This is a genomic window from Phyllobacterium sp. (genome assembly GCF_037994405.1).
In the GTDB taxonomy this organism is placed as follows: Bacteria; Pseudomonadota; Alphaproteobacteria; order Rhizobiales; family Rhizobiaceae; genus Phyllobacterium.
Genome location: NZ_JBBNAN010000127.1, coordinates 1 through 6,027 on the forward strand (window position 1 = coordinate 1; position 6,027 = coordinate 6,027).

Here is a 6,027-nt window from a genome sequence, read left to right on the forward strand (position 1 = left end):
CGACGCCAAGGCATTGGGACATTGCCTTTGTCCGACGCTTCATGTTGACCTTTGGCCTCGTCAGCAGCTTCTTTGACTTTGTGACATTCGGCTTTTTGATTTTTGTTACCCACGCGACGGCTCAGACTTTCCAGACAGCCTGGTTCGTCGAGTCCCTTATCACCGAGCTGGCGATCGTTCTTGTTGTCCGCACCAGAAAAACATTTTGGCAAAGTCGCCCGAGCGCCCTTCTGGTCTGGCTGACGGCGGGCACGTTCATCGTGGCTGTCGCCACACCTGTTCTACCTTACGCGGCTTGGTTCGGTTTCGTGCCATTGCCGCTGCCAACATTGGCAGGGCTTCTCACCATCACCATAATGTATCTCTTCGCGTCCGAAGCCACCAAGCATTGGTTCTTCTCCGATAAACACAGCCATTCCGCAACAAAGCGTGCGAAAATAGGTATCGCACATCACCGTGTTTAATAAGGCTCTGTCTGGCTGTCTGGGATCCTAGTTTGTTGTTGAGTTTCGGATAATTTTCCTGCTCTGTACCGTTGATTGGCAGCAATGAGGGGTCGCCGCAGCACAATGCCCGCACGTGACATGCCCGGTCGATGGGGACGGTTCTTGCAAGCCGTTCTTTCTTCCCGCTTTGAAGGTATCCGGGGCTATGTCCTCGCAGCCGTGGCGGTTGCAGTTGCCTTTTTGATCCCGCTTGCCCTGCAGGATTTGCTCCAGGACAGGGCAATCTTCATCTTGTTTGTTCCCGCAATCCTCGTTGCATCGATCGCAGGAAGTATTCGACCGGGGCTGGCCGCAGTCGGCTTCTCATCGCTGGCCGCGCTGTATCTGGGTGGAATGCAATTCAACCACCCGGAAAATGCGGCTGAGCTTGGGATTCTGATTGTCGTCGGGCTTGTGATCGCGTGGATGGGAGGAATGCTTCACCGTGCGAGACGCGTCACTGACAGGAGCGTCAGCGAGCTCGCCGCGCGGGAAGCGCATGTCCGCTCAATCCTCGACACCGTCCTCGATGCGACCGTTGTCATCGAAAAGGATGGAACCATCACGTCATTCAACGCGGCTGCCGTCCGGCAGTTCGGCTACACCGAAGCGGAGGTCGTCGGCCAGAACGTACGACTTCTCATGCCCGAACCCTACCGCCGCGAGCACGACGGCTATATGGAACGTTATCTCAAGACGGAAGAAAAACGCATCATCGGCATTGACCGCGTTGTTGTCGGCAGGCGCAAGGATGGATCGACGTTCCCGATGAAGCTCGCGGTCGGCGAGATCAAGACCGGGGATAGGGTCTTCTTCACCGGATTCATCCGCGACCTTACAGAACGCCAAGAATCCGCTGCCCGCCTCGAAGAGATCCAAGGCGAATTGGCAAGATTGGCGCGCTTGAACGAATTGGGTGAAATGGCTTCGACACTGGCCCACGAACTCAACCAACCACTTTCCGCCATCGCTAACTACACCCAAGGTTGCACCCGCCTCCTTCGTGAAACGGACGATGCAATCGCCTCGAAGATGCGGGAAGCTCTGGAAGAGACGTCCAGGCAAGCCCTACGGGCCGGCCAAATCATCAAGCATCTGCGGGAATTCGTGACACGAGGCGAAACGGAAAAAGCACCTGAGGATATCCGTAAACTGGTGGAAGAGGCTGGCGCACTCGCTCTGGTGGGTTCGCGCGAGCGAGGTGTCAGGACAGTTTTTGAGTTCTCTCCCGAAGCCAAGATGGTTTTGGCTGATGGCGTGCAAATACAGCAGGTCCTGATAAACCTGATGCGAAACGCCATGGAAGCGATGCGGGAGAGCGACAGGCGCGAACTAACTGTTCGGACGAGTTTGGACGAGAACGGGTGGGTAGTCGTTGAAGTTGCCGATACTGGAGCCGGCATTCCGGACGAGATCGCCGCCCAGTTGTTCAAACCGTTTATGACCACCAAACCCGGTGGCATGGGAGTCGGCCTGTCGATCTCAAAACGCATTGTCGAGTCCCATGGCGGCGAGATAACAGTAGATACGAATGATAGTGGAGGCACGACATTCCGCTTCACGCTTCCGGCAATCGAGGATGACTACGTGAATGGCAATCGATGACCATACCGTCCATGTGGTGGACGACGAGGAAGCCGTCAGAAAGTCTATGGCATTCTTGCTGACCATGGCAGGCTTCACGGTCCGCGTGCACGAATCGGCGACAGGATTTCTTGCCATTGCACCGACAATCCGCAACGGCTGCCTGATAACGGACCTGCGTATGACTGACATGAGCGGTGTGGAACTGTTGCGAAGTCTCAAGACGGCCTATTTTCGCATACCATCATTCGTGATAACAGGTCACGGTGATGTACCGATGGCCCGTAGAGGCGATGAGGCGGGAGCGCTCGATTTCATTGAAAAGCCCTTCGAAGACGAGCTCTTGATTGCCGCAGTGAAGCACGCTGCTATGCAATTGTCCGACATCCGCGATGACCAGGATGACGTCGAGGCAATTCATCTGCGCCTGAGCGAGTTGACCGACCGCGAACGGCAGGTGTTGTCGAGCCTGGTGGAAGGTTTGGCCAACAAGACAATCGCCTACGATCTGAACATCAGCCCGCGGACGGTCGAGGTCCATCGCGCCAACGTCATGTCAAAAATGAAAGCAAAGAGTTTGCCGGAGCTCGTGCGGATGGCTCTTGCCGCCAAGCTCGACATTCATTCATCACAGAAAGCTCGTTTGCCGATTTGACTTGGCGCAATGCGCCCCCTTCGAATCATCGTTAAATAGTTTGGGCCGACTTCCGTCGACTGATCGCAGGATCATGTGTTGAGGTATGACCATTGACCCACAAAGGCCGAATACTTGTTGTCGTTCCTGACCGCGGGCTACGGGGGTCATTGGAGTTCGCGCTTGAGGTCGAAGGGTATGCCGTATCATCGGCCGAGGATCTGACGGCTGCTGGCATATCGTCGTTCGCCGAAGGCAGCGTGTGTGTGATCGTGGACGAAGACGCAATCCTCTATCGTCAAGGGACGTTGAGTGCGTTGCGGGAACTGCACCCGCCAATCATCATGCTGGTGGATCGATCGCCGCCGGATTTGCCGGGCGCCCAGGTCCTCAGGAAGCCTTGGTTTGGAAACGCGCTCATGACCGCGATCGCCAGCGCCGTTCAAGACAGGGACGGCGAGAACGCCGGACTACGTAAAAACCCGTAGGTACATAACCGAATTTCGCCGACCCACGATTTCAGCGATTGTCGTCCCATCGAATTGGATGGGAGGTCACCATGCTAGCCTACACCACAACACAAATGTCAGCGCATTTTCCCCGTGAGGGAGGCGATCGCCCGACCGTTCCGTTGCCGTTCCACCCCTCTCATCTGCAACAAGTATGTTTCTTCGCACCCGGCTCCGAAATATTTGGCCAAGGCGAAAAGGCGGGGAACCTCTATCAGATCGAGTTCGGTGCGGTGCGTGTCTATCGGCTGCTGGCGGACGGCAGGCGGCAAATCAGTGCATTCTATCTTTCCGGTGAAATCTTCGGTTTGGAAGCCGACGCAAACCATCATTTCTTTGCCGAGGCGATCACCGGCACCAGTTTGCGCATCTCTCCGCTGTCGAAGCTCGGCGATGTTTCTCAGGAGCTCTTTTCGTTAACATTGCGCAGTCTTACGAGAGCCCAGGAGCATTTGCTGGTCCTTGGCCGGCAGACGGCAGTCGAACGTGTGGCAGCATTTCTCCTCGATTTAGCAGAACGCCAGGGTGGGCTCGAACAGGTGGATCTCCCCATGTCACGCATGGACATAGGCGACTACCTTGGTCTCACCATCGAAACTGTGTCACGTGTCTTTTCGAGGTTGAAGGAAAACGGCGTCATCGTCCTCCCCACGTTGCGCAGTGCCGAAATCAGGAAGTGGAACGCCCTTCGGGCAATGAGCGAATGAACAACCAATCTTAGCAGCAGGAACAGCAAACGGCGAGCCTTGGGATGGTACCTTATCTCCGCGCGCTGACTGGTCGGAACCGGGGGAAAAAAGTCGATCGACAACTCGCCTGCATCCTGACGTTCGTGGACGGTGCAGCCAATGCCGGGGGGCATTTTGACAGGGAAGCGAGATACAGTTTGCGCTCGGCAACGTCAGACTTGCACTTGCCCTATTGGGAGCTTTTGCCTCGTTCGTCGCAGGAGCGGGCGTATCGGCTACCTTGGTCAATTGGGGACAGCGGCGATCGCTCCAGAGCGAATATGCCGTTGCTGTCTCTCTGCCGTGGCCTGATGGGCAGTGATCTGACCAGGCACGTTGTCCGCGCCTGCAACGGTGGTGTTGCTTTGTTTCATCGTGAATGCAAGAACGGGCCTGAGTACGTCATCCCATCGATGAAGAATTCCACGCGTCGGTTTGACCAAGGTCAATGCTTGCAGCGACCTCCTGCTCGATGATTTGCCAATCCAATGTGTTTATCACGATTGCCAATAGCACGAGCAGAATCGAGAACCCGATGCCCTACCCCCGCTTGCACTTCCATGGAGCAGCGCACGCTGTCACCGGATCCTGTTTTGAGATCGAGACGGAAAAGGCACGAATCCTGATCGATTGCGGCCTCTTCCAGGGATCGAAGTCAGAACGTGAGCTCAACTACGGAAAATTCCCCTTCGAGCCAGCGACAATAGACGCTGTCGTCCTGACGCATGCCCACATTGATCATAGCGGTCTTCTGCCCAAACTGGCCAAGCACGGTTTTGTTGGTCACATTTTTGCGACGGGTGCGACGATCGATCTATGCTCGGTGATGTTACCAGATTCTGCACACATCCAGGAAATGGAAGTCGAGCAATTAAACCGCCGCAATGTACGGCGCGGACGCCAGACCGTGGTTCCCATTTATACGCAGGAGGATGCCGCGGCCTGCATGACGCTATTTCGACCCGCACAATACCACCAGTGGTTTACAGTCGCGGACAATATCAAAGCGCGCTTCTGGAACGCCGGACATCTGTTGGGCTCGGCTTCGGTTGAAATTGAGATCAACAGAGCTGACAACACGCCGATCCGACTTCTGTTTTCCGGCGATGTGGGACCTGACCACAAACTCCTCCAATCTGATCCGGAAGCCCCTATCGGTCTCGACTACCTGATCTGCGAATCCACTTACGGTGACCGGGAGCGCGGTGAAGTTTCGGTAGACCAACGCAGGCAATGTCTGCGCAACGAGGTGCAAAGAGCCGTAGAAGTCAGAGGTCCACTGGTTATTCCTTCATTTGCCGTGGAACGGACGCAGGAGCTGCTTGTGGATCTGTTCCTGCTAATGAAAGACGGCAGAATTCCGGTGACATCGATTTTCATCGATTCCCCGCTTGCGACCCGGGCATCTGAGATATTCGAACGTCACGCGAGCGAGATCGAGCACGGAGACGTCTTGCTCGAGGCGCTCGTCGCGAGCAACGTCCGCTTCACCGAAACCGTGGAGCAGAGCAAAGCCATCAATCGTATGAGCGGCTATTTTGTCGTCATCGCGGCCAGTGGCATGTGTGATGCGGGTCGTATCCGTCATCATCTGAAGGCAAACCTCTGGCGTAGGGAAGCGACGCTTTTGCTTGTTGGATTTCAAGCCCAGGGTTCGCTGGGTCGCATATTGCTTGACGGAGCGACACGTGTGCGCATTCAGGGCGAAGAAATCGAGGTCAAGGCGCAAGTCCGTCAACTTGACCTCTATTCCGGTCATGCGGATGCAAATGAACTGCAGAATTGGATCACGAAGCGCTTTCCGCTGCGACAGGAGATATTTCTCACGCACGGTGAAGAATGCGGCCTTACCGGACTGACGAAGCGGCTTTCCAGTTACCTACCCCTTGAACGGATCCTTGTGCCCGATCTCGACGACGCGTTCGAATTGACGGAAGCCGGCGCGCAGCGGATTGATACGGGTCACCTCCCTCGCTTACTACCGACCAAGGTGGCGCATCTCGATTGGCACAACGACCTGTCACGTTTGTTGCTTGACGTCAGTCAAGCCGTCGGCAATCAGGCAGATGAACGTGGAAGGGCGACTG

6 protein-coding genes are annotated in these 6,027 nt (G+C 55.8%); all 6 read left to right on the forward strand.

Annotation, left to right across the window (positions count from 1 at the left end; all coding sequences use genetic code 11):
- The coding region (locus AAAC48_RS07855) for a cation transporting ATPase C-terminal domain-containing protein (RefSeq protein ID WP_340653649.1) at positions 1–464 on the forward strand (464 nt) is incomplete at its 5' end.
- Between the two features lie 105 nt (positions 465–569).
- A complete protein-coding gene (locus AAAC48_RS07860; RefSeq protein WP_340653650.1) occupies positions 570–2,090 on the forward strand; it encodes a PAS domain S-box protein in 1,521 nt (506 codons plus the stop codon).
- Positions 2,083–2,724, forward strand: coding sequence for a response regulator FixJ (gene fixJ, locus AAAC48_RS07865; RefSeq protein WP_340653654.1), 642 nt, complete (start codon positions 2,083–2,085; stop codon positions 2,722–2,724). The genes AAAC48_RS07860 and fixJ overlap by 8 nt, the downstream gene beginning before the upstream one ends.
- Before the next feature lie 149 nt (positions 2,725–2,873).
- A complete protein-coding gene (locus AAAC48_RS07870) occupies positions 2,874–3,191 on the forward strand; it encodes a hypothetical protein (protein ID WP_340653651.1) in 318 nt (105 codons plus the stop codon).
- Between the two features lie 71 nt (positions 3,192–3,262).
- Positions 3,263–3,919, forward strand: coding sequence for a helix-turn-helix domain-containing protein (locus AAAC48_RS07875; RefSeq protein WP_340653652.1), 657 nt, complete (start codon positions 3,263–3,265; stop codon positions 3,917–3,919).
- 556 nt (positions 3,920–4,475) lie between these two features.
- A partial coding sequence (locus tag AAAC48_RS07880) for an MBL fold metallo-hydrolase (RefSeq protein WP_340653653.1) occupies positions 4,476–6,027 on the forward strand: 1,552 nt, incomplete at its 3' end.